The organism is Nocardioides sp. (genome assembly GCF_964229035.1).
GTDB lineage: Bacteria > Actinomycetota > Actinomycetes > Propionibacteriales > Nocardioidaceae > Nocardioides.
The window spans coordinates 1-25,077 of the sequence record NZ_CAXRAZ010000019.1 but is presented as its reverse complement, the minus strand read 5'-3'; the positions used below and the strand labels follow the sequence as shown (position 1 = coordinate 25,077).

The 25,077-nt window shown below is 72.5% G+C and carries 21 protein-coding genes and 3 pseudogenes; 12 read left to right on the top strand and 12 right to left on the bottom strand.

The features are described from left to right. Positions 1-130: pseudogene (locus tag ACERUN_RS06800) on the top strand (IS30 family transposase); the annotation flags it as partial. A 19-nt stretch (positions 131-149) separates the two neighbouring features. On the opposite strand, the pseudogene ACERUN_RS06795 reads toward ACERUN_RS06800, so the two are convergent. The 6 genes and pseudogenes from ACERUN_RS06795 to dut all read right to left on the bottom strand — a co-directional run. After that, a pseudogene (locus ACERUN_RS06795) lies at positions 150-701 on the bottom strand (IS3 family transposase); the annotation flags it as partial. A gap of 20 nt (positions 702-721) precedes the next feature. Continuing rightward, positions 722-1,027, bottom strand: a complete 306-nt coding sequence (locus ACERUN_RS06790) for a transposase (protein WP_370289083.1) — start codon at positions 1,025-1,027, stop codon at positions 722-724. Positions 1,028-1,150: 123 nt separating this feature from the next. Beyond that, entirely contained in the window at positions 1,151-2,152 is a 1,002-nt protein-coding gene (locus tag ACERUN_RS06785; protein WP_370289081.1) for a DUF4238 domain-containing protein, read from the bottom strand. 46 nt (positions 2,153-2,198) lie between these two features. After that, entirely contained in the window at positions 2,199-3,380 is a 1,182-nt protein-coding gene (locus ACERUN_RS06780) for a hypothetical protein (protein ID WP_370289080.1), read from the bottom strand. 373 nt (positions 3,381-3,753) lie between these two features. Next, positions 3,754-5,019, bottom strand: a complete 1,266-nt coding sequence (locus tag ACERUN_RS06775) for a hypothetical protein (protein ID WP_370289079.1) — start codon at positions 5,017-5,019, stop codon at positions 3,754-3,756. A gap of 204 nt (positions 5,020-5,223) precedes the next feature. After that, positions 5,224-5,487 (bottom strand): annotated as a pseudogene (gene dut, locus ACERUN_RS06770) (dUTP diphosphatase); the annotation flags it as partial. 141 nt (positions 5,488-5,628) lie between these two features. Here dut and ACERUN_RS06765 point away from each other — a divergent pair. Then, entirely contained in the window at positions 5,629-6,129 is a 501-nt protein-coding gene (locus ACERUN_RS06765; protein ID WP_370289078.1) for a DUF3093 domain-containing protein, read from the top strand. A 118-nt stretch (positions 6,130-6,247) separates the two neighbouring features. After that, positions 6,248-6,535 (top strand): DUF4235 domain-containing protein, encoded by a 288-nt coding sequence (locus ACERUN_RS06760; RefSeq protein WP_370289077.1) that lies wholly within the window; start codon positions 6,248-6,250, stop codon positions 6,533-6,535. 99 nt (positions 6,536-6,634) lie between these two features. Here ACERUN_RS06760 and ACERUN_RS06755 read toward each other — a convergent pair whose 3' ends face one another. From ACERUN_RS06755 to ACERUN_RS06745, 3 genes are all read right to left on the bottom strand, one after another. Then, complete coding sequence (locus tag ACERUN_RS06755; protein ID WP_370289076.1) at positions 6,635-6,925, bottom strand: DUF4193 domain-containing protein; 291 nt, start codon at positions 6,923-6,925, stop codon at positions 6,635-6,637. A 225-nt stretch (positions 6,926-7,150) separates the two neighbouring features. Next, a complete protein-coding gene (locus tag ACERUN_RS06750) occupies positions 7,151-8,032 on the bottom strand; it encodes an inositol monophosphatase (RefSeq protein ID WP_370289075.1) in 882 nt (293 codons plus the stop codon). Next, positions 8,029-9,156 (bottom strand): ferrochelatase, encoded by a 1,128-nt coding sequence (locus ACERUN_RS06745; RefSeq protein WP_370289074.1) that lies wholly within the window; start codon positions 9,154-9,156, stop codon positions 8,029-8,031. Before ACERUN_RS06745 ends, ACERUN_RS06750 begins: the two co-directional genes overlap by 4 nt. A gap of 32 nt (positions 9,157-9,188) precedes the next feature. Between ACERUN_RS06745 and ACERUN_RS06740 the strand changes: the two genes are divergently transcribed. From ACERUN_RS06740 to ACERUN_RS06720, 5 genes are all read left to right on the top strand, one after another. Then, positions 9,189-10,463 (top strand): MFS transporter, encoded by a 1,275-nt coding sequence (locus ACERUN_RS06740; protein ID WP_370289073.1) that lies wholly within the window; start codon positions 9,189-9,191, stop codon positions 10,461-10,463. Then, a complete protein-coding gene (locus tag ACERUN_RS06735) occupies positions 10,384-11,790 on the top strand; it encodes a D-arabinono-1,4-lactone oxidase (protein WP_370289072.1) in 1,407 nt (468 codons plus the stop codon). The genes ACERUN_RS06740 and ACERUN_RS06735 overlap by 80 nt, the downstream gene beginning before the upstream one ends. Continuing rightward, complete coding sequence (locus ACERUN_RS06730) at positions 11,790-12,236, top strand: YchJ family protein (protein WP_370289071.1); 447 nt, start codon at positions 11,790-11,792, stop codon at positions 12,234-12,236. The genes ACERUN_RS06735 and ACERUN_RS06730 overlap by 1 nt, the downstream gene beginning before the upstream one ends. Before the next feature lie 153 nt (positions 12,237-12,389). Beyond that, complete coding sequence (sepH, locus tag ACERUN_RS06725; RefSeq protein WP_370289070.1) at positions 12,390-13,502, top strand: septation protein SepH; 1,113 nt, start codon at positions 12,390-12,392, stop codon at positions 13,500-13,502. A 117-nt stretch (positions 13,503-13,619) separates the two neighbouring features. Continuing rightward, entirely contained in the window at positions 13,620-15,659 is a 2,040-nt protein-coding gene (locus ACERUN_RS06720; protein WP_370289069.1) for an SDR family oxidoreductase, read from the top strand. A 27-nt stretch (positions 15,660-15,686) separates the two neighbouring features. On the opposite strand, the gene ACERUN_RS06715 is transcribed toward ACERUN_RS06720, so the two are convergent. Then, entirely contained in the window at positions 15,687-16,541 is an 855-nt protein-coding gene (locus ACERUN_RS06715) for a sulfurtransferase (protein ID WP_370289068.1), read from the bottom strand. A gap of 145 nt (positions 16,542-16,686) precedes the next feature. On the opposite strand from ACERUN_RS06715, the gene ACERUN_RS06710 reads away from it, so the two are divergent. Beyond that, positions 16,687-17,163 carry a hypothetical protein gene (locus tag ACERUN_RS06710; protein ID WP_370289067.1) on the top strand — a complete coding sequence of 159 codons (477 nt, stop codon included), beginning with the start codon at positions 16,687-16,689 and terminating at the stop codon, positions 17,161-17,163. 39 nt (positions 17,164-17,202) lie between these two features. Here ACERUN_RS06710 and ACERUN_RS06705 read toward each other — a convergent pair whose 3' ends face one another. After that, entirely contained in the window at positions 17,203-18,663 is a 1,461-nt protein-coding gene (locus tag ACERUN_RS06705; protein ID WP_370289066.1) for a glutamate-cysteine ligase family protein, read from the bottom strand. Between the two features lie 62 nt (positions 18,664-18,725). Then, a complete protein-coding gene (locus ACERUN_RS06700) occupies positions 18,726-19,856 on the bottom strand; it encodes a DUF4192 domain-containing protein (protein ID WP_370289065.1) in 1,131 nt (376 codons plus the stop codon). A 197-nt stretch (positions 19,857-20,053) separates the two neighbouring features. Here ACERUN_RS06700 and ACERUN_RS06695 point away from each other — a divergent pair, with 197 nt between their 5' ends. The 3 genes from ACERUN_RS06695 (at position 20,054) to ACERUN_RS06685 (ending at position 24,897) form a co-directional block, all read left to right on the top strand. Then, positions 20,054-21,463 carry a DNA polymerase IV gene (locus ACERUN_RS06695; protein WP_370289064.1) on the top strand — a complete coding sequence of 470 codons (1,410 nt, stop codon included), beginning with the start codon at positions 20,054-20,056 and terminating at the stop codon, positions 21,461-21,463. Between the two features lie 10 nt (positions 21,464-21,473). Then, complete coding sequence (locus tag ACERUN_RS06690) at positions 21,474-23,675, top strand: S9 family peptidase (RefSeq protein ID WP_370289063.1); 2,202 nt, start codon at positions 21,474-21,476, stop codon at positions 23,673-23,675. A 247-nt stretch (positions 23,676-23,922) separates the two neighbouring features. Further along, positions 23,923-24,897: an RNA polymerase sigma factor RpoD/SigA gene (locus tag ACERUN_RS06685; protein ID WP_370289061.1), complete on the top strand. Its 975-nt coding sequence runs from the start codon at positions 23,923-23,925 to the stop codon at positions 24,895-24,897. Positions 24,898-25,077 lie beyond the last annotated feature (180 nt).

Sequence of the window (25,077 nt, the reverse complement as noted above, 5' to 3'; positions counted from 1 at the left end):
TGACCTCGAAGCCGTCGCCCACGCGCTTAACAGCAGACCTCGAAAAACCCTCGACTGGAAGACGCCGGCCGAGGCGATGAACGAGCACCTACTCTCACTCCAACAAGCAGGTGTTGCGACGACCGGTTGATTTCGCCCTGGACACCCTGGTCGGAGTGGATCGTCGTGGTCGCCTGCTGACCCTTGTTCAGCCGGGTGTCGAGGCGGGTGTCGATGGCCATGCCGAGGGCGTTGGTGGCCAGAGCGGCGGTCGGGGAGCTGTCGATCGCCCAGCCGACGACACGACGCGAGTAGGTATCGAGCACGACACAGCAGTAGACCTTGCCCTCGCGGGTGGGGTGCTCGGTGATATCAGTGACCCATAGCTGGTTCGGGCCCGTGCGGGTGAAGTCGCGCTTGACCAGGTCGGAGGCGACGTTGTCGGGTTTCGTCCGCTTCCACCGTGGCCTGCCGCTGATGCCCTGCAGGCCGGCGCGGCGCATCAGGAGCTCGACCTGTCCGTGCCCGACCTCGACTCCGCGTCCGAGCGTCAGCTCGGCATGTACACGTCGGCCGCCGTAGATGCCGCGGGACTCGCGGTGGATCTGGCTGATGAGGTCGGTCAGCAGCGCGTGGCGGATCGAGCGCTGTGAAGGTGGTCGCTGTAGTCGGGCGTACCAGCCCGATTCGGAGATCCCGACGACGCGGCAGGCCAACTGCACGAGTGTGCCCTCGGCGATGATCACCTCCGCCGCGGCGTAGCGGCTTTTGGGTCTGCGCTCTGCTTCAACAACTCCACCGCCCTGCGGGTGGCCTTGAGCTCGGCCTCGAGGTCGCTGATCTGTTTGCGGGCCGCGGTGAGCTCGGCCTTCTCCGCACTGGTCAGGCCAGCGACCAGGCCCCGGTCGATGCGGTCTTGACGCCGCCAGGTGTAGATGGACTCCTGGCTGATGTCGAGATCGTGCGCGACCTGCGCAACGCTGCGACCCTCCTCGAGAAGGTCGAGAACCTTGCGACGAAACTCCGGCGGATAGCCACGTCTTCCCACTGCTGCCTCCTGACGACAGGCACCAGAATCCAGCCAGCCCCCTCCACAGAACCCGGGACACGCCAGAGCCTCTACTGAACCCGGCACGCGACAGGGTCCGCCGTTCCTAGGCTCCGCTGCCAACTACTCGGCATCAGCGTCGAGCTGCTGCAGTAGATCGCTGACGGCTGGGTCGCTGATGGCGGGGTAGGTGATCTGCTGCGGTACTCCGGCCGACGGGTTCATCGTTATCTTCGGGGATGGAAGTCTCGGCCGTGCCGGTGCGAGACTCAGGTAGGTCGGCCAGTCAGTCCCCGGTGCCTTGATAATGGCATCGTCGGCGTTCACCGCGATCTGCCTGTTCACAGCGAAGGCGAACTCGGGTCGGAGGATGTGCTCTTTGCTCAGAGGGTGCTCTTCGCCGACGAGCAGTCGTGACGGCGTGATCGGCATCAGGACTGGAGCGCCGGGTGGCAGCAATCCCCTCCAGCCGGTCTCGAACGGGCTCAGGGTCACCACAGGCGCGTCGCCTGTGATCAGCAGGTGGTCGCTTGTTGCAAGCACACTCCATCTGCGGCCGCCCAACGCTGTGGCGAATCCGTCGAAGGTTCGCATGATCGTCCGCAGCCGCGAGTTTTCGCCACCCGCCGCAGTATGGGCCTGCGCCATCCGTGAACCGGCGGCCTGCCATTCCGCCATCTCGGCGGCGGTGAGATCCGCTGCGCTCAAACCCGCGGCCCTGAGGATTTCGAGGGTGTGCAACAACGGCCGAAGGTGGTCGTCGATATCGCGCATATGCCCAGCCACGGTCGGAGTGCGGAGTAGTTGCGCAGCAACGAACCTGGCAAGGACGGTGCTGTCGGAAGTGGCTACGTCCAGCGGTCCGGTGGTGGTCCGGAGCGCCTTCAACAGCGGGGCCGCGGGCGACTCAATGGCCTGGCCGAGCCATGATTCGAGTGCATCAGACTTGGCGCCGCTGGGCATTGAGAAGTTGTAGAAGTCCTTGCGGACCGCGACATTCGAGATGTGCAGCCGCTGCTCCGATTGCTGACCGCGACGCCACACCACGACTTGGTTGCCGGCATCGGCGAATCCGCGCAAGTAGGCCCGGGGCACGATGTGCTGATGTCGCGTTGACTTGGCCATCCGTCCGTCCTCCAGTGCGGCTGCGTGAGGCGCAGGGGCCCACGCTTCACATTTCCGACGGGTCGGCTTCGCTCGGCGCGACGTCGCGGTCGCCGCGGACCGCTCGGCCCCTGGAGAAGTTGAGGTCAAGTGCGGGAGTCAAAGCCTCCGCGACCGCCGTGCCAGCTACGTCCTCGAGGCACCGTCGGGCAACGTTGAGCAGGTACCGGTGCTCTTCGGTAAACAAGTGGTCGAATGCCGCCGCCTGGTGAGCTTGCCCACCGACCAGACCCTCGAACACCGCAAGCTCGGCGGTCTGGAGCATCTGCCGTCCGACTGCCGGGTTCGCTCGCAACTTCTCCACCAAGTCGATGTACCTGGTCGTCCATCCCGGCGGGCTTGCGACTGTTGCTTTGAGCGAAGGAAAGTCGATCTGCAACCGCTTAGCACCGGCTTCCTGATAGGCCTCGTGCACACGGTTCAGGGAGTACCCGACCAGTTCGTCCGCCCGGCCTAAGATCGACAGCACCTGCTCATCGTCCGGGTTGCCTGTGACGAGTGCTCGTCTCGTCCGCTCGAGCAGGTCGGCGGCCGTCATCTCGTCAAGCTTGCCGGCATCTGTGAGCGCCGCGGCGATCAGTGCGATGAGGGCATGACCGGCTAGCACCACCCGGGTCGGGTTAGGCAGCACGCCACCGCCATCGACCGCACGGCCCAACGACGCTACCGCGCGCAGGATCCGGTGCGGCTCTGCCCGCAGCGCGTCGAATCGGAGGAAGGCGATCAAATCAGGCGGAATGTGCCCCAGACCTTTGAGTTGAGTGTCGGTGCGCTGCTCTGCAGCCATGCACTCGGCGCCATCCACATGCCCGAACTTCTCGGGCATCCAGGCATGCGCCGTCTCTCGACCGCTGAGCGTGGCCACGTCGAGAGTTCGCAAGTCGAGTGCCCGGGCCAGGTTTCGCCCTCGACGCGACACTGTCTGGCGGACGAGGACGGCCCGCCCGAATCCAAGGAACCGCTGCAGCCCAGCCAGCCATAGGAGCCTGTCCGGCTCGCCGGCCTGGCCCTTGCCACTCTTGCACTCGAGAATGGAGCGCGAGATTCGCAATCGCCCGTCGACATCCACCGCAAGCACGTCGATGTCGGTGAGGACGTCCCGCCCGGAATCCGCGTCAACACGGATGGGTACACGCAAGCGAACCAGCGCGCCGTCGTTGAACTCGGTGCGACCGACCCGCCGCTCCAAGTCCGCCCCCGGGTCGGCGGGACGCTCCGCGCCCCCTCCCTCGGCCGTTACTGAGCTCGGGCCGTCAGAGCGTTTGCGGCCTCTGCTTCGTGAAGACGCACGGGTGTTGGACGCTGGGGCAGCTAGCCGCTTGGCCGAGCCTCGGGCGGAGGCTGCCTCGGGTGAGCGGTGGTCCCTTTCAGCCTCGCCTGCACCGGCTGGACCTCCCGTCAAACCTGTGGCACGGGCGGCGGCGCTTTCCGGCGCCGACTCCTCCTCAGCGGACTGCTCGTGAGTGGAAACGTATTCGGGCTCGACGGCGCGCCCAGGGGCGGGCACCACTCTGGCCGGCGTGGGGACCTTTGGCTGGGCGCCATCCAAAGGGAGCTCATCGTCAGACACCGAACGCGCCTCCTGAGGTAACGTCCCGGAGAGCAGCGATCAGGCGGGCAGCCTCGCGGTCGCTGGTATCTGCAACCGACGCCATCTTGGCGCGTTCACGCTCGACGTGGGTGTAACTCCGCTGGTCACCGAGGTTTTGCAGGCTGCCGGCATCACCCCGGCTCGTGGACCCGCGGGAGTCGATGATCGACAGGGCGGACTCGGCAATGTCGGACTGAAGCAGGATCATGCGGAACGTCCGCGAGCCAGCGGGGACGACCTGGATCGTGCCGGCGGTCTCCAGCATCGGGTAGTCGGTCCCGATGTTAGAAACGTTGCCTGCCTCGCCGTCGCGGATGAGGGTGTACAAGAACCCGCCCGGGCTGCGGAGCTTCCATGAGGCGAAAGTCGAGGCGTAGATCATGCTGCCGACCAACTGCCGCACGTGGCCGGAAGGGTCGGTGAGCGACGTGCCGAAGGCGTCCCGCTTCAGATGGGGGCTGAACAAGAAGCCCTCCTCGGACCCGTCCGAGGTCTGCACAATCGACCTCTCAACCAGCCCTTGGGAGACAGCGAAGTCGATCCACCGCTGGTCGGTGGCGGTCACATGCTTCTCAGGAATGCCCGGCGAGACGGCGATCTCCTCGAGAAGGGCACCGACCTCTGTGCTTGCGCGAGCGTCCTGTGCCCGAAGCGCGGCGGTGGCCGCCTGCTGATCGTTCGTCCAGATGTTGGGATTGAAGACGACAGGCCGGTCGACCTCGTGCTCGATGCGGCGCACCAAGTTGACCGCCTCCAGATGCCCCAGGGCGGCGGTCGCAGCCTCCTCCCCCCATTCGGCCGCGGTCTCGATCGCGGCGTCTACAGGCAGGGGCTGACGGCTCGTAGCGCGGATGAGCTCGAGTGCTGCACGCTGCGCAGACGTGACCAAGAGGATGTCCAGAAGTCGTGACGCGTCGTCGATGAGGACCTCGTTCGGGGGAACCAACGCTTCAACGCTGACCAGGCGGTTATCCGCGTCGCGTCGGCACTCGACCCAGCCCAGTTGCTCCATCGTCGGCAAAACGTCACGGTGAAGCTGCCGTGTACCGATGCGGGCCTCGATCGCGATGGCCTCGATCCGATTGCGACTCGAGACCTGGGAGTTTCGCAGACGCCAGGCCAGCTCGTAGACCTGGCCGGCGAACTGCAAGGAGTCCAGAGCAGCGTGGGACGGCGACACCTCGTAGGCCGAGAGGTGGCGGCCCAGACCCAGGAGGATCTCGGCGTCCGAGAGCATCTACGACCACTTTCACGCGACGGGGAGGGGCCGCGTCAGCCTAGTGCAGCGGCAGGTCGCTGGTGGACGATCGGGGGATCCCACCCCACAGACCGGCTGCCGCGTTGGCACCTCCTCGAGCTGGTCAAGCTCGAGCGCAGGTCCTTGAGCTGATCACTCTGACTGTCATCAGTGTCATCGGGCCTGCCAAGGGGGTCCGGAAATGTAGCCGGCGTCGACCGTGCCGGGGGTGTTCACGATCGACAGGCCGTGGCGGGCGGCGAGACCCGAGCGGGGGTGGACCAGCGCGACGAACCCCTCCGGCAGCGCGATCGCGATGCCGGTGGGCACCAGGGCCCGCTCCCCCGGCGCCAGCTCGACGTCGACGGTGGTCAGCAGATCGGCGCCGGCGTCGCCGGGATGGGCGTAGGTCGGCAGCGGGAGCTCGGGGTCGAGTCGCTGCACGGCGATCTCCAGGTCGTCGGGCACGGTGCCGACCCTAGTCCGCCTCACCGCCCACCCGGCCCCACCCGGGCCCACCCGGCCCCACCCGGCCCCGCCCGCAACGCCGTGACCAGCGCCGCACGCACCCCGGCGGCGCAGGCTGTGGCGGGGTGGGATCATGGAGGGGTGAGCGCACGGAGTCAGGCGGAGTACCGCGAGCGCCTGCGCGTGCCGCTGCGGTGGTGGGCCCAGGGCACGATGCTCATCGCCACGTTCTGGCTGGCCATGGTCGTGGCGCTGGCGGAGAAGGCGCCGCTTCTGCCCTGGGTGATCACCGCCGCGCTCCTGCTGCTGCTGGCCGCGTTCCTGCGCTCCTACGGTGGCGCGCCGGTCGTCGTCCACGACGGGTGGTTCGTCGCCGGACACGCCCGGATCGAGGTCCGCCACCTCGGCGAGGCCGAGGCGCTCGACGCCGAGCAGAGCAACCGGGTGGCGGGCCGTGACGCCGACGTGCGGGCCTACCTGCTCCTGCGTCCCTACCTGCGCCGCAGCGTGCGCGTGCCGATCACCGACCCCGACGACCCGGTGCCCTACTGGCTGGTGAGCTCACGGCACCCGCGGGCGCTGGCCGGCGCGCTCAACGAGGCGCGGGCCCGGCACGGCTCCCCCGACGCCGCCGACCACTGAGTCCGACACGGGCCGACACGGGCCGGGCCGAGCCGGGACACGGCCACCTCGCAGACGACAGGGCAGACCACCGGGTCGTGAACCCTGAGCCTCCACCCGAGGGTCTAGGCTCGCCCGCATGGCACAGGACAGCTCCAAGGTGTGGTCCGTCTTCTCCGTGGTCGCGGCGCTCGGCGCCTCGGCCGTGGCCAAGCGCGTTCTCGACGGCGGGTGGAAGGCGGCCACGGGCAAGCAGCCCCCCACGAACCCGGCCGACCCCGACGTGGAGCTGTGGGAGGCCGTGGCGTGGGCGGCCGCCAGCGGCACCCTGGTGGCCTTGGCGAAGATGCTCGCCCAGCGCCGCGCCGCCAGCTACTACGTGCGCTCCACCGGCCAGCTGCCCCCGCCGCTGCGCAAGGACGCCTGACAGCCCCTGAGACGACGACAGCGCCGCCCCTCCCGAGGGGAGGGGCGGCGCTGATGCCGTGCGCGGGCGCCCGGCCGGGCCGGGTCGGCCGAGGCCGGATCAGATGCAGTCGCGGCAGATCATGGCCGAGGCGTCGGCCAGCTGGCTGCGGTGGTGCACCAGGAAGCAGCTCATGCAGGTGAACTCGTCGTCCTGCTTGGGCTTCACCTCGACGGCGAGCTCCTCGTGCGAGAGATCCGCACCCGGGAGCTCGAAGGCCTCGGCGGCCTCGGTCTCGTCCTCGTCGACCTTGCCCGAGTTCTTGTCGTGACGGCGAGCCTTGAGCTCCTCGATGCTCTCCTCGGACTGCTCGTCCTCGTTCTTGCGCGGCGCGTCGTAGTCGGTCGCCATACCTGTCCCCTCTCCCCTCGAGCTGCCGGGCCCACGACATCGTGGGAGCGGCGCGGCAGCAGATTGTGCACCATCGGTGTCGCAGAGCGACAGCCGGGTCGGCGCGAGACCGCCCAACGCCGGGCCCGGACCCGGTATTCCCGACTTCCCGAGGAGACGGAACCATCGCCGCCGGTACCCGGGCCCGATGGCTTCACACGGCGTCGGACGGACGCGGCGGGCGGATCAGGCCTGCAGGAAACCGGCGGTGCGCACAGCCTGCCACAGCTCGTGGAATCCGTCGTCGGGTCCAGCCACCACCGCCTCCGTGCCGACCGCGCCGCGGGTGACGACCACGCGGGCTCCCGCCAGGCGGGCGATCAGGCCCGCGGCGGCGTGGTCCCAGCGGTGCACGCCCTCCTCGACGTAGCCGTCGAGCGAGCCTGCGGCCACGCGGCAGAGGTCGAGCGCGCAGGAGCCGGTGCGCCGCAGGTCGCGGACCTCCGGCAGCAGTCGCGCCGCGGCGGCCGCCTGGACCGCCCGAACCTCCCGGGTGTAGTTGAAGCCCGTGGCGACCAGACGGTGCGCCAGCGGCGCCGGCCCGCGGACGGCGAGCGGCCGGCCCTCGCACGTCACCTCGCCGTCGACCGGCCCCTCCGCGCCGGGGGTGCCGGACGCCGCCCGCACCCGACCGGCGTAGGTGAGGCGCTTGGCAACGTCCACGACGACGCCAGCGACGACCTCGCCGTCGAGCTCGGCGGCGATCGAGACGGCGTACTCCGGGATGCCGTAGAGGAAGTTCACCGTGCCGTCGATGGGGTCGACCACCCAGCGCACGCCCGAGGTGCCGGCGACGTCGTCGCCCTCCTCGCCCAGCACGGCGTCGTGCGGTCGCGCGTCGAGCAGGAGGCGGCGGATGAGTTCCTCGGTGGCCCGGTCGGCGGCGGTGACGACGTCGATGTCGCTGGTCTTGGTGGCGGCCACCGAGATCGTGCCGGCGGCGTGGCGCCGCACCTCCTCGGCCGCCTCGAGGGCCACCGAGTGCGCGAGCCGGGCGAGCTCACCGACCAGATCGGCGTCCGAGGCGGCGCCCTGACCGGCGGAGCCGACCGGCCCGCCGCTGCTCACGCCGCGCCGACGGGCTCGCCGGCCGCCGTGGGCTTGGGCGGGCGGCCGCCGAGGTCGCCCAGGCAGCAGGTGGCCGGACAGACGTTGTGCGAGGGCCCGCGCACGCCCAGCGCCGGCCGCTCGACGTCCTCGCCCCGCTCGATGGCGGCGCGCTCGAGCACCAGCTCGCGCAGCGCGGTGACGAAGTCGGGGTCCGTGCCCGCCGACAGGGCCCGGCGTGCGGGCAGGCCCAGCTTCTCGGCGGTGGCGAGCGCCTCGGTGTCGAGGTCGTAGACGACCTCCATGTGGTCGGACACGAAGCCCACCGGGATGAGGACGACGGCCGCGGCCTGCTCGGCGGCGAGCTCCTCGAGGCGGTCGTTCACGTCGGGCTCGAGCCACGGGATGTGCGGGGCACCGGAGCGCGAGCAGTAGACGAGCTCGTGGGGGCGCTCGACGCCCGTGATCTCGCGGACCCGGTCGGACACGACCTGCGCCACGTCGAGGTGCTGGGCCTCGTAGACGCCGCCGACCGGGCCGCTGTCGGCGTTCATCTGGGTCGGGATCGAGTGGGTCACGAACACCAGGCGGGCGGCCCCGCGCACCTCGGCCGGCAGGTCGTCGAGCGCAGCCACGATGCCGCGGGCGTTGGCCTCCACGAATCCGGGGTGGTTGTAGTAGGCGCGGATCTTGTCGATCTGCGGCGGCGTGACGTCGTCCGGCAGCGCGGCGAGCGACTCGGCGAGGTTCTCGCGGTACTGGCGACAGCCGGACCACGACGAGTAGGCCGAGGTGACGAGGGTGAGCACCCGCTGGTGGCCGTCGCGGGCGATCTGCTCGAGGGTGTCGGTGAGGTAGGGCTCCCAGTTGCGGTTGCCCCAGTAGATCGGCAGGTCCAGACCGTGCTCGGCGAAGTCCGCCTCGAGCGCCGCGATCAGCGCCTTGTTCTGGTCGTTGATGGGCGACTTGCCGCCGAAGAGGTAGTAGTGCTCGCCCACCTGCTCGAGGCGCTCGCGCGGGATGCCGCGACCGCGGGTGACGTTCTCGAGGAACGGCACGACGTCCTCGGGCTTCTCGGGGCCGCCGAAGGAGAGCAGCAGCAGGGCGTCGTAGGGGCTCGCGGATCGAGCAGCGGGATTCGGCACGCCACCATGGTAGGAGCGAGGATGAAGGAGCCATGCTCGACGCCTACCGCCGCATCCTCACCCCCGCCACGGCGTCCTTCAGCGTCGCCGGGCTCATCGCGCGGCTGCCGATCTCGATGGTGGGCCTGGGGCTGGTGCTCCTGGCCGAGGACGCCACCGGGTCCTACGGCTTCGCCGGGTCGGTCTCGGCCGTGGCGGTGCTGGCCAACGCGGCGTTCGCGATCGTGCAGGGCCGCCTGCTCGACCGCCTCGGCCAGGCCCGCGTGCTCGGCGTGGTCATCAGCGTGTGGGGCGTCGCCCTCGCCCTGACCGTGGCCTCGCTGCAGGAGGGCTGGCCGCACCCGCTCACCTACGTGCTGGCCGCCGTCGCCGGCGCCGCCCTGCCGTCGGTCGGCACCTGCGTGCGTGCGCGGTGGTCGCACGTGCTGGCCGACGATCCCGATCGGCTGCACACGGCCTTCTCCGTGGAGGCGGTGGCCGACGAGGCGGTCTACCTCATCGGCCCCATCACCGTCACCCTGCTCGCCACGGCCGTGCACCCGGCCGCCGGTCTCGTCGCTGCGATCGTCGTGGGGGTGGGCGGCACGTTCGCCTTCGCCGCCCAGCGCGCCACCGAGCCGCCGGCGCACGCCGGCCCCCGCACCCGAGGACGACGCGACGCCATGCCGTGGATCACCATCGCGCCGCTCACGGTGGTCTCGGCCGCCCTCGGCCTGCTCTTCGGTGCCGCCGAGGTCGTCACCGTGGCGTTCGCCGAGGAGCAGGGCAGCCGGGCCGCGGCCGGGCCGCTCCTCGGTGTGTGGGCGCTCGGCAGCCTGCTCGCGGGCGTCATCAGCGGCGCGGTCGCGTGGCGCAGCAGCCCCCTGGTACGGCTGCGCTGGGGCGCGCTCGGCATGGTGGCGGCCACCCTTCCCCTCGCCCTCGTGCCCTCGATCCCCGTGATGGCGGTGGTGCTGCTGATCGGCGGCTTCGCGATCTCGCCCACCATGATCGCCACCTTCTCGCTGGCCGAGCAGGAGCTGCCGCCGGCCCGGCTGACCGAGGGCATGGCGTTCGTGCAGACCGGGATCGCCGCGGGTGTGGCCCCGGGCGCGGCGCTGGCCGGGATCGTCATCGACAGCCGCGGCGCGTCCGCGGCCTACCTGGCCTGCGCCACCGGCGCCGCCCTGGCCCTCCTGGCCGCGCTCGCCACCCGGACCCGTCCGCGGGCGACTACGCTCGGCGGGCATGACGCAGACCCCGGCTCGAAGCACCCGCCCACCGGCGCAGGCGGGGGCGAGCGCGCCGGCGACCGGCAGCTGGCGTAACTGGTCGGGGCTGGAGTCCGCCGACGGTCTCGAGGTCGTGCATCCCGCCGATGCAGGCGAGGTGGCGGCCGTCGTCCTCGAGGCACGGGAGCGGGGCCGTCGGGTCAAGGCGGCCGGCACCGGGCACAGCTTCACGGGCATCGCGACCCCCGAGCAGGTGCACCTGCGGCCCGCCCGGATGCAGGGCGTGCTCGCGGTCGACCGCGAGCGGCTGCTGGTCACCGCGGCGGCGGGCACCCGGCTGGCCGATCTCAACCTGGCGCTCGAGCGCCTCGGCCTGAGCCTGCACAACATGGGCGACATCGCCGAGCAGACCCTCGCGGGCGCGATCTCCACGGGCACCCACGGCGCCGGTGGGCTCGTGGCCGGTCTGGCGGGCCAGCTGGCCGGACTCGAGCTCGTGACCGGCACCGGCGAGATCCTGCGCGTCGGGCTCGACGCCCGCTCGGAGGCCGGCGCCCGCGGAGGCACCGGGGATCCCGACGACGACCTGCTCGACCTCGTGCGCGTCGGGCTGGGGGCACTCGGCGTGATCACCACCGTCACCTTCTCGGTCGAGCCGCTCTTCCTGCTGCGCGCCGAGGAGCGGCCGATGGGCTGGGCCGACGGGCTGGCCGCCTTCGACGACCTCGCCGCCGCCCACGACCACCTCGACGTCTACTGGTTCCCCCACACCGATCGCCTGCTCACCAAGGGCAACTCGCGGATGGGCACCGATCCGGCGGTCGCCGACCCGCTGCCCGCGTGGCGCGCCCGACTGGACGACGAGTTCCTCGCCAACACGGTCTTCGGCGCGCAGACCGCCCTCCTCAACCGCGCACCCTTCGCGATCCCGGCCGCGAACCGGCTGGCCTCGCGGCTGCTCAGCGCGCGGGAGTACACCGATGTCGCCCACCGGGTCTTCACCGCCCAGCGCCGTGTGGTCTTCCGCGAGATGGAGTACGCGCTGCCGCGCGAGGTCGGGCTCGACGCGCTGCGGGAGGCCCGCCGCGCGCTGGACGCCTCCGGCCTGCGCGTCTCCTTCCCCGTCGAGGTGCGCGTGGCTCCGGGCGAGGCAGCGGCGCTGGCCACCGCGCACGGGCGCGACTCGCTCTACCTGGCCTTCCACACCCACCGCGACGCCGACCACCGCGCCTACTTCGCACTCGTCGAGCCGATCCTGCGGGCGCACGGCGGCCGCCCGCACTGGGGCAAGCTCCACTCGCTGGAGGCCGACGACCTCGCCCCCCTCTATCCGCGCTTCGAGGAGTTCACGCGCCTGCGCGACCGGCTCGATCCCGACCGGGTCTTCGCCAACCGCTACCTCGAGCGCGTGCTGGGCGCCTGATGCCGGGCCTGCCGAGCGAGCCGAGCGCCGAGCGGCCGGCGGCACCGCGACGTCCGCGGGCGTCGTCCACGTGCCCGTGCGGGAGCGGCCGCGGCTTCGGCGCCTGCTGCGGCCCCTACCTCGACGCCGAGCGGACGGCCCCGACCGCCGAGGCGCTGATGCGCTCGCGCTACACCGCGTTCGCACTGGACGACACCGCCCACCTGCTCGCGACCTGGCACCCCACGACGCGCCCCGCACGCCTCGACCTCGACGCCGACGTGCGCTGGACCGGGCTCGAGGTCCTCGCCACCGAGGCGGGCACCGCCGACGACGTCCGAGGCGTCGTTGAGTTCCGCGCCCACCACGTGCACGCCGGTCGCGCCGACGTGCTGCACGAGCGCAGCCGGTTCCGCCGCCAGGATGGCCGCTGGTTCTACGTGCGCGGACGCACACCCGCGCCGTGAGCGACGCCGGACGGGGTGAGCGACCGGCGGGCGAATGTCGACACATCGCCACACGCCGGAGCGGCGTGCGGCGAGCGCGGCTGCGGGCGGCGTAGGCTCCTAGCCACCGTCGGGTCCGCCGACGGCGCACGTCGGCAGCGAGGATGAGGTGACATGGGCGACCACGCGCAGCGGCTCGAGCAGAGCACGCCCGCGGACGACGCCGTCGCCGACCGCTCCGCGCCCAGCGGCCCGTCGTCCTCGACGCCCGCGTCGCCCGAGAGCGATCTCGGCCCCGGCACGCTGCACCTCGTGGGCCTCAGCCGCGACCGGCAGCGGGTGATGCTCACCGACGCCGAGGGGCGCGAGTACGCGCTGCCCGTCACCGACGCACTGCGCGAGGTGCTCGGCGCCTCCGCACCCGGCCGCGCCGCGGCCACCGACCTGTCGCAGAAGGTGGAGACCACGATGACCAGCAGCATGCGGCCCCGCGAGATCCAGACGCGGATCCGCGCCGGCGAGTCGGCCGAGACCGTCGCGGCCGCCGCCGGCACCACGGTCGAGGCGATCATGGCCTACGTGGGTCCGGTGCTGGCCGAGCGCGAGCACGTGGCTGAGCGCGCCCAGCGGGCCTCGGTGCGCCGGGCTCCCGGCGAGAGCGCGGGGGCCTCCTCCGCCCGCGTCCTCGGTGACGCCGTCGCCGCCCACCTGCGCGGTCGCGAGGTCGACCCGGCGAGCGTCGTCTGGGACGCCTACCGGCGCGAGACCGGTCGCTGGATCCTCACCGCCACCTTCACCGGCGAGCGCAGCGGCACCGCGCACTTCACCTACGACGCACCCGGCAACTACGTGCTCCTCGACGACGACGACGCCCGCTGGCTGGTCGGCGACGTGCTGCCGGAGACCCCGACCGCAGCCGAGCCCGCCCGCGACGACCTCCGCCAGGTCCGCGAACGGCGACTCGCCGTGGCCCCCGAGGAGCTGCCGCTGGGCGGCGACGAGCCCGGCCCCAGCGCGCCGGCTGCGCCCCGCACCACGCGCGTCTCCCCCGTGGACGACGAGCTCCCGCTCGGACCCGCCGGAACCCCCGCATCCTCCGGATCCTCCGACGCCGCGACCTCCCCGGCCGCCGGCGGCGCTGCCGACTCCTCCGAGCCCCGGCGCGAGCCCGAGGTCGAGGACGACGCGCCCCCGCGCCGTCCGGTGCAGAAGAAGCGCGGCCGCGCCTCGGTGCCCTCCTGGGACGAGATCATGTTCGGCGGGCCCGCCGACGACTCGCGCGGCTGAGACCGCACCGAGCCGCACCGAGCCGCGCCCAGCCATCCCGGGCCACCCCGGGACGACGTCCCGGATCGCCGGACGCAACCGTGCCCGCACGGGTCGCCGAGGGCGTAGCCTGCCGCCATGTCCTACTTCGTGACCGGCGCCACAGGCTTCATCGGACGCCACCTCGTCGGCGAGCTGCTCGACCACCGTGACGGCGAGGTCCACGTGCTGGTGCGCAGGTCGTCGCTGCCGCGCATGGAGGCCCTGATCCGCAGTTGGGGCAGCGACCGCGTGGTCCCCGTGGTCGGCGACCTCACCCAGCCCGACCTCGGCGTCGACGAGGCCTGGATCGCCGAGCACGCCGGGCACATCGACCACTTCTGCCACCTCGCAGCCATCTACGACATCACCGCCGACGACGCCACCAACGACGCGATGAACATCGACGGCACCCGGCACGCGCTCGAGCTCGCCTCGCGGCTCGGGGTCGGCGTCTTCCACCAGGTGTCGTCGGTGGCCGCAGCCGGCGATCACCCGGGGCGCTTCGACGAGTCGATGTTCGACGTCGGCCAGCCGCTGCCCTCGCCCTACCACCGCACCAAGTTCGAGTCCGAGCGGATGGTGCGCGAGAGCTCGGTGCCCTGGCGGGTCTACCGCCCCGCGATCGTCGTGGGCCACTCGCAGACCGGCGCGATGGACAAGGTCGACGGGCCCTACTACCTCTTCGGCCTCATCAAGCGGCTGCGCGACACCCTGCCGGGCTGGCTGCCGCTGATGGGGGTCGACCTTGGCGACACCAACCTCGTACCGGTCGACTACGTGGCCTCCGCGATGGACCACCTCATGCACGTGCCGGGCCGCGACGGCGAGGCCTTCCACCTCGTCAACCCCGAGCCGCAGCCCGTGGTGGAGGTGATGAACGCCTTCTGCGCGGCCGCGGGCGCCCCTCGCTTCGCCACGCCGATCGATCGCGGTCTGACCACCGCCGGTCCGCTCGCGCTCATCCCCCGCCGGCTCCGCCCGCTCAACGTGATGAACGCCGTGATCCGCTCGGGCGCGGGCCAGGCGGTGCTCGACCAGACCGTCGGCCGCCTCGGGCTGCCCGCCGAGGCCCTGGCCCACAGCTCGTTCACCTCCGTGTTCGACTCCCGCGCCACCGAGCGCGCGCTCGCGGGCTCGGGCATCGGTGTGCCGCCGCTCGAGACCTACGCCCGGGTGCTCTGGTCGTACTGGGAGGAGTCACTGGACGACAGCACCGGTCGCGATCCCCGTGCGGTCGCGGCGCTGCGGGGCAAGCACGTCGTCATCACCGGCGCGTCGTCCGGCATCGGCAAGGTCGTGGCCCACAAGGTCGCCCAGGCCGGCGGGATCCCGGTGCTCGTGGCCCGCGGCAAGGAGAAGCTCGAGGAGACCAAGGCCGACATCGAGGCCCGCGGTGGGCAGGCCCACGTGTTCGCGTGCGACCTGTCCGACCTCACCGCGATCGACCGGCTGTGCGAGCAGCTGAGCACCGAGCTGCCCAGCGTCGACTACGTGATCAACAACGCCGGGCGGTCGATCCGACGCTCGCTGAAGCTCTCGCAGGATCGCTTCCACGACTTCGAGCGCACCATGCAGCTCAACTACTTCGGGGCGATCCGCCTCGTCATGGGCCTGATGCCCCAGCTGCACAGCCAGCGCTCGGGCCACATCGTCAACATCTCCTCGATCGGGGTACAGACCAACCCGCCCAGGTTCTCGGCCTACGTCGCCTCGAAGGCCGCGCTCGACGCGTGGAGCAACGTGGTGTCGTCCGAGGTGGTCGGACACGGCATCACCTTCACCAACGTGCACATGCCGCTCGTGCGGACGCCGATGATCGCTCCCACCAAGATCTACGACAAGTTCCCCACCATCTCGCCGGCCCAAGCGGCCGACATCGTCGTGCGGGCCATGGTCGAGCGCCCGCACGAGATCAACACGACGCTCGGCACCGCGGGGGCGCTGGCCCACACCATCGCCCCGCGGGCGGCCTTCCGGGTGCTCAACCTGGCCTACCAGGTGTTCCCGGACTCCGCCGCGGCCAAGGGCCAGCAGCCCACCTCCCGCGCAACCGCCGCGGCCGAGGAGACGCCGAACAACCGGCGCGAAACCGAGCAGATGCTGCTCGCGCAGCTGTTCCGCGGCGTCCACTGGTGACGACGTGAGTGGCGCGCGCGGGGAGCCTCATCCCTCGCCGCGCGCCACCGGCCGCGAGGGGTCGCCCACCCACTCGCTCCAGCTGCCGGGATAGAGAGCCGCGCTGAGCCCCGCGACCTCCATCGCCAGCACGTCGTGGGCTGCCGTGACGCCCGACCCGCAGTACACCGCCGTGGTCGTGTCGGGATCCGCGGCGCCCAGCGCCGCGTAGCGCTCCCGCAGGATCTCGGGCGGCAGGAACCGGCCGTCATCCGCGAGGTTGGCGCTGCTCGGAGCGTTGCGGGCGCCGGGGATGTGCCCGGCGACCGGATCGATCGGCTCGATCTCGCCGCGGAAGCGCTCGGGCGCCCGCGCGTCGAGCAGCACCCCCAACTGCGCGACCTGCGCGACCTGCTCGGCGTCGACCACCGCCGTCGCTCCCGGCACGAGGACGACGTCGCCCGGCTGTTCCGCACCGGCGAGGCCCCGCTCGCCGGTGTCGACGGGTGCGCCGGCCGCGCGCCACGCCGCCCATCCGCCGTCGAGCACGCGGACGTCGTCCACACCGTGGTGGCGCAGCAGCCACCAGCAGCGGGCGGCGGCGTGGGCGGACCAGTCGTCGTAGACCACGACGGGCCTCGCGGCGCCCACACCCACGCGGCGCATCGCCGCCTCGAAGTCCGCGGACGACGGCAGGGGGTGGCGTCCACCGGCGCCTGGTGAGGAGGCCAGGTCGGTGTCGAGGTCGACGTAGACCGCGCCCGGCACGTGACCGGCGACGAACTCCTCGCGGCCCGCGGGGCCACCCAGCCGGTAGCGGACGTCGAGCAGGCTCACCTCGCCGCGGGCGACGAGCGGCAGGAGCGTGCGGAGCTCCTCGACGGTGATCAGCGGGTCGGGCATGGCCGCAATCTACGGTGCCCGGCGGGCCCGCAGCCCGCTGCGGTCGGCTGACCCGGCGGAGGTGGCTGGTTCATCGGGCAGGTCGGGACGGGGCCTGTGGAGGGCGGATCGCGCGGCGGCCGAGATGGGGCACCCTCGACGGGTGATGGCTGCCCACACCGGACTCCCCGACCCTCCCCCGCGCCTGATGGTCAAGGTCCTGCGCGAGCTGGTGCGCGCCCGGGCCGCCGGGGAGCGCGAGGGGCGCTCGTCCACGGGGATCCACGTCGGCGTCCCCGGGCGCCGCGACGTGCGCGCGTTCCGACCGGGCGAGCAGGTGCTCGACGCCGCCCTGCGCACGGAGATCGTCGAGGCCATGGCACGCGACGATCTCGCCGCGGGTCGCGTGCCCCTCGTGTGGTGGGCGCGCTCCGCGCAGGCCGATCCGGGCGAGGACCTCGCCTGGTCGGCCGCGGTGGCTCAGGCGAGCGGCGAGCTGGGTGTGCGTCTCGACCTGGTCGTGGTCACCGCCCGCAGCTGGCACGACCCGCGCTCCGGGGTGGGCTGCTCCTGGAGTCGCCCGCTGCGCCGGGTGTCGCCGTCGAGCGGACCGGGGGCCACCGACGGGCGCCCGGCCCGCTGACTGGCCGAGGCGTCACCGGCGACAGGGGTCGCCCGGCCCTCACCAGGTGTGGACGGGACGGTTCTCCGCCATGTGCTCGCGGTAGACGTTGAGCACCGCGCGCAGCGCGTCGAGCCGGTCGTCGTCCTCGCGCTCGCGCATCTGCTCGACGAACCACGACGAGCCGTTGACGCCGCGCAGGCACCGCTGCTCGATGAGGTGCAGGTAGCGGTGGGCCTCGTCGTGGCCGACCCCCCAGGCGGCCAGGCCCTCGTAGGCGAGGGGCAGCAGGCGGCGCACGATGAGCTCGGTGGCGCGCACCCGGCCCAGACCTGGCCAGTAGATCTCGGCGTCGATCCCGTCGCGCGCGGCCAGGTGGAGGTTCTCCTCGGCCGCGCTGAACGACATCTGCGACCACAGGGGTCGGTCGGCCTCGGCCAGGGCGCGCACCAGGCCGAAGTAGAAGGCTGCGTTCGCGACGGTGTCGACGACGCTCGGCCCGGCCGCCAGGAGGCGGTTCTCGACCCGCAGGTGGGGCAGGCCTCCGCTGACGTCGTAGACCGGCCGGTTCCAGCGGTAGATGGTGCCGTTGTGAAGGCGCAGCTCGGGCAGGTTCGGCGTGCCACCGGCTTCGAGCACCGTGAGCGGATCCTCTTCGTCGAGCACCGGGAGCAGCGCTGGGAAGTAGCGCACGTTCTCCTCGAAGAGGTCGAACACCGAGGTGATCCAGCGTTCGCCGAACCAGACGCGGGGCCGCACGCCCTGGGTGATGAGCTCCTCGCTGCGGGTGTCGGTGGCCTGCTCGAAGAGTGGGATGCGCGTCTCGGCCCAGAGCCGTCGTCCGAGCAGGTAGGGCGAGTTCGCCGCGACCGCCAGCTGCACGCCGGCCACCGCCTGCGAGGCGTTCCAGTAGGAGGCGAAGCGCTCCGGGCTCACCTGGACGTGGAACTGCGTGCTGGTGCAGGCCGCCTCGGGGACGATCGAGTCGACCACGGTGCGCAGGCGCTCGGGCCCGCGGATGTCGATCGACAGGTCCTCGCCCCGCGCCGCCAGGATCTGGTCGCTCAGCAGGTGGTAGCGCGGATTCTCACTGATCGCCTCGGCCGTGAGGTGCGACTCGGTGAGCGTGGGCAGGATGCCGATCATCACCTGGTGCGCGCCCACCGCGGAGGCCCGCTCCTCGGCGGCGTTGAGGCTCTCGCGCAGGCTCTGCTCGCAGGCGATGAGGCCGCCGTCGGCCAGCGGGCCGGGCGGCAGATTGAGCTCGATGTTGAACCGGCCGAGCTCGGTCTGGAAGCCCGGGTCGTCGATCGCCTCGAGCACCTCGTCGTTGCGCAGCGCGGGGTCGCCGCCCGCGTCGACGAGGTTGAGCTCGACCTCGACACCGGTCCACGGGTCGTCGGTGTCGAAGGACGACTCGGCGAGCATCCGCTCGAGCACGTCGAGACAGCGGCGCACCTTCTCGCGATAGCGCGTGCGGTCGGCCGGTGTGAACTCCTGTGCCGCGACGTCCTCTCCCATGCGCCGAGACTAGGACACGCACCCCGGCCGGCCGCGCGCTTCGCCGGCGCCCGCGAGGCGACTCACCGGAGCCCGGCGGCCCAGTCGAACCCGCCTGTCCACTCCTCCGGGGCGAGCGCTCCGGCGAGGAGCCGACCCAGCAGGTCGGCGAGGCGGTGGTCGGGGTCGGCCGCGATCGCCCGGTCGTGGGCGATCCAGGCCAGGGCGCCGTCGCCCGCCTGCCAGGCCGCCCAGCCGAGCAGCGTGGCGGCGGGCGCCACCAGCCGCTCCGGGGCCGCCCGGACGACGTCACGCCACAGGGCCACATGACGACGTGCAGTGCCGCGCGCGATGCTCGCCCACGCGGCGTCGCGCAGCCGCGGCACCTGGATGGCCCACAGCAGGCGGGCGACCTCCTGCTCGGTCGGCGGCTCGCCATCGGCGAGGCACCGCGCCACGCACCGCTCCACCCAGGTGCCCTCCACGATCATCTCCAGGCGCAGTCGCGGCAGCTGGTCGCAATCGAGCCCGGCGGCGCAGAGCGCGGCCTCGATGCCGGCCACCGCGTCCGGGTCGGGCTGGATCGAGGCCACGAGCTGCTCGCGGCTCTCGTGGTTCAACCGTCCGTCGAGCACCGCCTGGAGCACCAGGGGGTGGTCGCGGACGTCGGCGGGCCCGTCGGGTCCGACACCCCTGCCCGAGGCGTCGAGGTGGCGGTAGCGGCCGCCCCGGACGGCGACGACCGCACTCACCTCGATGCCGGCGGCCGCGAGGTCGGCGACCAGGTGCCGGTGGGTGGCGCCCACGACCGCGGGGTCCTCGCCGTAGTAGACGAGCGCCACCGCGGTGGTGCCGTAGCGCAGCGCCGGGGCGAGGAGCCGGTCGGCGAGCGGCTCGGTGTAGGACCGGGGCAACCTGCCGGTCGGGTCGAGGGCGTCGACGAGGTCGAGCCGAGCCTGGAACGGCCGCCCGGCACCGACGGTGGTCATCACCACGCAGTCGTGCGGCCAGAAGCCGAGCATCACCGGCACCACGGCGAGCAGGTCGCGTGCCTCGCGGACGACCACGTCGGGCCGCGGGCTCGCAGCGGACCGGACGGTCGCCGACGGGCGGGCGGGCGAGGTCGAGGGCGAGGTCGGGGGCGAGGAGGAGGGCGAGAGGGAGGAGGACGCGGGGAAGGGGGCGGCCGGACGACGCGGCGGGATCGAGGTCATGCCCCGACCCTGGGGTGCTCCTCCGACGAGGAGCCGCGCCCGCGCCCCCGCCTGTGGACGACGCCCCGCGACCAGTCGCCTGTGGACGCCGACCGCCCCCGCGGGTGACGGATGAGACGTTCGGTACGCCCGCCACCCGGCTGCCGCCAGCCGCCTCGTGCGCGATGGCGGGGGGTGGAGCGGGCTAGCGTGGCCGCGTGCGCGACCGGGCCTCGATCCTCCACCTGGATCTCGACGCCTTCTTCGCCGCCGTCGAGCAGCGCGACAAGCCGTCGCTGCGCGGGAAGCCGGTGATCGTCGGGGGCACGGGAGGTCGGGGCGTGGTGTCGACGGCGTCCTACGAGGCGCGGGTCTTCGGGGTGCGGTCGGCCATGTCGACGCGCGAGGCCCGTTCGCGGTGCCCGCACGCGGCCTTCCTGTCCGGTCGCTTCGAGGCCTACCGGGCCGCGAGCGCGGCGGTGATGGCGGTGCTCCGCGACTGCTCGCCGCTGGTCGAACCGCTCTCCCTCGACGAGGCCTTCGTCGATCTCGCCGCCGCCGACCTGCCCGACCTCGAGATCGCCACCGTCACCGACGAGGCCGAGCGCCTGCGGGAGCGGGTGCGGGAGGTCACCGGCGGGCTCACCGCGTCGGTGGGGCTGGCCAGTTCGAAGTTCCTGGCGAAGATCGCCAGCGACCTGCGCAAGCCCGACGGCCTGGTCGTGATCGCGCCGGGCGAGGAGATCGGCCTGCTGCACCCGCTGTCGGTCTCGGTCATCCCAGGTGTCGGCCCGGCCACCGCCGAGCGGCTGCGCCGCGGCGGCGTCCACACCGTCGCCGACCTGGCGGCCCTGCCCGTGGACGAGATCGTCACGCTCGTCGGTCGCGCGCTCGGCGAGGGGCTGCACCGCCTGGCCCGTGCCGAGGACGACCGGCCGGTGGTGCCGGACCGCGAGTCGAAGTCGGTGAGCGTGGAGAGCACCTACGAGCACGACCTCACCGACCGACGCCAGATGGAGGCGATCGTGGTCCGCCAGGCCGGTGAGGTCGCGCGGCGACTGCGCGGAGCGGGGCAGTCGGGTCGCACGGTGACGCTCAAGGCGCGCCGCTACGACTTCACCACCCTGAGCCGGTCGGCCACCCTGCCGGCGCCCACCGAGGAGCCGGCCACGATCGTGCGCCTGGCCCGTCACCTGCTCGGCGAGCTCGACACGTCCGGCGGGATCCGCCTGCTCGGCGTGGGCGTCTCCGGCTTGGCCGACTGGGTCCAGGACGACCTGCTGGACCTCCTGGGCGACACCGGGCCCGAGGCCGCCGCGCCCGCCGAGCCGGACGCCGCAGGGTCGAGCGAGCCCGCAGGGTCGAGCCCCGAGGACGGCGACCCGCCGGCGGACGCCGAGGAGCTCGAGGCCGGTGCTCGCGGCCGGGGGGCGGCCTGGCCGCCGGGAGCCGACGTCGTCCACGACGAGCACGGCCGCGGCTGGGTGTGGGGCTCCGGCCGAGGGGTTGTGACCGTGCGCTTCGAGACCGCCGACACCCCGCCCGGCCCGGTGCGCTCCTTCCGCGCCGACGACCCCGCCCTGCAGCGCTGGAACCCGCCACCACCCGAGGTTGCCGAGCCGCAGTAGCGTTCGCGACATGTCCGAGGTCCAGCCCGCCGCGTCCGACTCGCCCGACCCGACCGCCGCCGCCCCGGCGAGCCCTCCGCGCGTCGAGCCACGACCGGTCACCACCGTGCACCACGGCCGCGAGCGCACCGACGACTACGACTGGCTGCGCGCCAAGGACGACCCGGCCGTGCCGGCCTACCTCGAGGCCGAGAACGAGTGGACCGCGGCCCGCACCGCCCACCTCGCCGGCCTGCGCGCGCGCATCGTCGACGAGATCAAGTCCCGCACGCTCGAGACCGACCTGTCGGTGCCGACCCGCGTGCGGGGCCACTGGTACTACGGCCGCTCCTTCGAGGGGCGCCAGTACGGCGCGAGCTGCCGGGTGCCCGTGGCCGACCCCGACGACTGGACGCCGCCGCGACCGGCCGCCGACGCCCGGCCCGACGAGCCGGCCCTGCCCGGCGAGGAGGTGCTGCTCGACCTCGACGCCCTCGCCGAGGGGCACGACTTCTTCTCCCTCGGCGGCTCGTCGATCAGCCCCGACGACCGGCTGCTGGCCTACGCCGTCGACACTGTGGGCGACGAGCGCTACACGGTGCGCGTGCTCGACCTCGACACCCGCGAGCTGCTCGACGACGAGCTCACCGGCGTGCTCGGCGGCGTCACGTGGGGCGACGCGCCCGACCACTTCTACTACTCCACCGTGGACGACGCGTGGCGCCCCGACAAGGTCTGGCGCCACCGCCTCGGCACCGCGCAGGCCGACGACGAGCTGATCCTCCACGAGCCCGACGGTCGCTTCTTCGTGGGCGTGGGCCGCACCCGCTCGCGCCGCTACGTGGTCGCGGTGGCCGGGTCGAAGACGACCTCCGAGTACCACCTGCTCGATGCGCGCGACCCGGACGCGCGCCCGGTGCTCTACGCCGCGCGCACCGAGGGGGTCGAGTACTCCCTCGAGCACGTCGTGATCGGCGGCGTCGACCACTTCCTCGTGCTGCACAACGCCCACGGTCCCGAGTTCGAGCTCGGCATCGCGCCCGCGGAGCCCACCGGCGTCGAGGGTTGGCGTCCGCTGCTCCCCCACGACCCCGCGGTGCGACTCGAGGACGTCGACGGCTTCGCCGACCACGTCGTCGTCCAGCAGCGCAGCGAGGGCCGCACCCGGGTGCGCGTGCTGACCCTCGGCACGTCGGGCGACGAGCCGGTGGCCGACGACCGCTTCGTCGACTTCCCGGGCGAGCTGGCCAGCGTCGGTGTCGGCGGCAACCCGGCCTGGGAGCAGCCGACCGTGCGCGTGGGCATGACCAGCCTCGCGCGACCGTCCGCCGTGTACGACCTCGACCTGCGCACCGACGAGCTCCACCTGCGCAAGCAGGCGCCCGTGCTCGGCGGCTACGACCCCGACGACTACGAGGAGCACCGGCTCTGGGCGCCGTCCACCGACGGTGCCCAGGTGCCGATCTCGCTCGTCGTGCGCAAGGGCGTGCGCGTCGACGGCGCTCCCGTGCCGGTGCACCTGTACGGCTACGGCGCCTACGAGGCATCGATGGACCCCTACTTCGCCGTGAGCCGGCTCTCACTGCTCGACCGCGGCGCCGCCTTCGCCATCGCCCACATCCGCGGCGGCGGCGAGATGGGCCGCCACTGGTACGACGACGGCAAGCTCGCGCACAAGCAGCACACCTTCGACGACTTCGTCGCCGCCGCGCGGCATCTCGTCGACGCCGGCTGGACGACGCCCGAGCGCATCGTCGCCGAGGGCGGCAGCGCGGGCGGCCTGCTCATCGGTGCCGTCGCCAACCAGGCACCCGAGTCGTTCGGCGGATTCGTGGCGGGCGTGCCGTTCGTCGACGTGCTGACCACGATGCTCGACCCGACCCTCCCGCTCACGGTCACCGAGTACGACGAGTGGGGCAACCCCACGGACGACCCCGAGGCCTACGACCGCATCGCCGCCTACGCGCCCTACGACAACGTCGCCGACCGGCCCTACCCGCCGATCCTCGCCGAGACCTCGCTCAACGACACCCGGGTGCTCTACGTCGAGCCCGCCAAGTGGGTGGCGCGGCTGCGCGAGCGGGCGCCGCACGCCGACGTCCTGCTGCGCACCGAGATGGCCGCCGGACACGGTGGCGTCTCGGGCCGCTACCGGGCGTGGGAGGAGCGCGCCTTCACCCTCGCCTGGATCCTCGACCGCCTCGGCCTCGCCGACGTGGAACCGCTCGCCTGAGCCGGCTCCTCCCCTTGATCGATCGTCCTCCGATCCACCCTCGACCACCTGCTCCCGGACCCGTCCCGGGAGCAGGTAGTTGAGAACTCACTGAATTTCGGGACCCATCCGAACTCCACCCCGGTGACGAACGTCTTTACGGGTAGAGCAACACCATCGGCGCCGGGAATGCCCGGCAGCCATCGAGGTGTTGAACGACATGAGTGCGGATGCCCCGAGATCCATCCGCACCAGGAGGAGGGTTGTGATGGCTGCAGCAACGAACCCCACCACGAGTGCGCGACGTGGCGCCGGACGCGAGATCGAGGGCCGCGACAGCGTCGGTCTCTACCTCGACGAGATCGCCCGCACCCCGCTGCTCGACGCCGCCCGAGAGGTCGAGCTGGCCAAGACGATCGAGGCCGGCCTCTTCGCCGAGCAGCTGCTCGCCCAGGGTCGCGTCGGTCGTCGCAAGGGGGGCGCGCCCAAGCAGGCGAGCCAGGCCGAGCTGGAGTGGATCGCGGAGGAGGGCCGGCGGGCCACCACCGAGTTCATCAACGCCAACCTGCGCCTGGTGGTCTCGATCGCCCGCAAGTACGGCCGGGCCCAGATGCCCATGCTGGACCTGATCCAGGAGGGCAACACCGGCCTCATCCGCGCGGTCGAGAAGTTCGACTACGCCAAGGGCTACAAGTTCTCCACCTACGCCACCTGGTGGGTGCGCCAGGCCATCACGCGCGGCATCGCCCAGCAGGCGCGCGTGGTCCGTCTCCCCGTGCACGTGGTCGAGGAGCTGAACCAGGTCGGCGGCGCGCGTCGCACCCTGGAGCGTCAGCTCGGCCGCGACCCGGAGCCCGAGGAGATCGCCGCCGAGCTCGGCCTCGAGGTCGAGCGCGTGCTCGACCTGATCTCGTGGGGCCGCGAGCACGTCAGCCTCGACACCCCGGTCGACGAGGACGGCGACACCTCCCTCGGCGACCTGATGGCCCAGGAGACCTCGCCCAGCCCCGACCTCACCGTGCTCGACGTCGAGTCGCGCGACCGGCTCAACAACCTGGTCGACCAGCTCGACGAGCGCGCCGCTGACATCATCCGCTCGCGCTACGGCCTCGTCGACGGTCGCCAGCACAAGCTGGCCGACATCGGCGTGAAGCACGGCATCTCCGCCGAGCGGGTGCGCCAGCTCGAGCGGGAGGCGCTGCAGAAGCTGCGTCGCCTCGGCGACCCCGACATGGCGGCCTGACTCCCACCGGAGTCGGCCACCCCCGATCAGCGAGAGGGCGCCCGGCCCTCATCGCCTCACGCGCTCACGTCTCCGAGCGCGGCGAAGACCTCCGCCCCCTGCCGGCGGGGGGCTTCGCGCGTCCCGGCGGTGGCGATGAGGTGGGGGGCCACCGCGCGCCGCTGCGCGCGCGAGGCCTGC